The organism is Stenotrophomonas sp. 01N47 (assembly GCF_056399165.1).
Genome location: NZ_JBFTQU010000049.1, coordinates 1 through 473 on the forward strand (window position 1 = coordinate 1; position 473 = coordinate 473).

Below are 473 nucleotides of genomic sequence, written 5' to 3' on the forward strand. Positions count from 1 at the left end.
GGTCTTGCCGGTGAAGCCGGTGAGGGCGGTGGTCGCGTCCAGGCCCGTGTCGCGGCCGGTCATGCTGGCCGGGGCGGGGACCGACGAGTTGGCGTTCGAGGCGCGGTTCAGCTCCTCGGTGGCGCGGGCGACGAACTCGCCCAGCTGGTCGGACAGGGCCGGCAGCTCGGCGTTGCGCAGCTCCAGCAAGCCCTTGATCTCGCCGCTGCTGATATAGAGCGGGCTGGCCTGGCCGCCGCTGTTGGCCGAGGTGACCGTCAGGAAGCCGTTGGCGGTGGGCGACTGCTCGTACTTGATCACGGCCGCGCCTTCGCCGGCCAGGCTCATGCCCTCGGTCGAGCGGATCAGCACGCCGCCGTTGGCGCGCTGGCTGACCTGCACGTTCATCAGCGACGACAGCTCGTCGATCAGGCCGCTCTGGATGTTCTCCGACCCGGTGGCGTCGACGCCGGTGGTCTTGGCGCGGGTGATGT

General features: G+C 70.4%; 1 protein-coding gene. It reads right to left on the bottom strand.

The window, feature by feature from the left end; translation table 11 throughout:
- Positions 1-473: FlgK family flagellar hook-associated protein (locus tag AC1DKR_RS21140; protein ID WP_478035104.1), on the bottom strand; the 473-nt coding region annotated here is incomplete at both ends.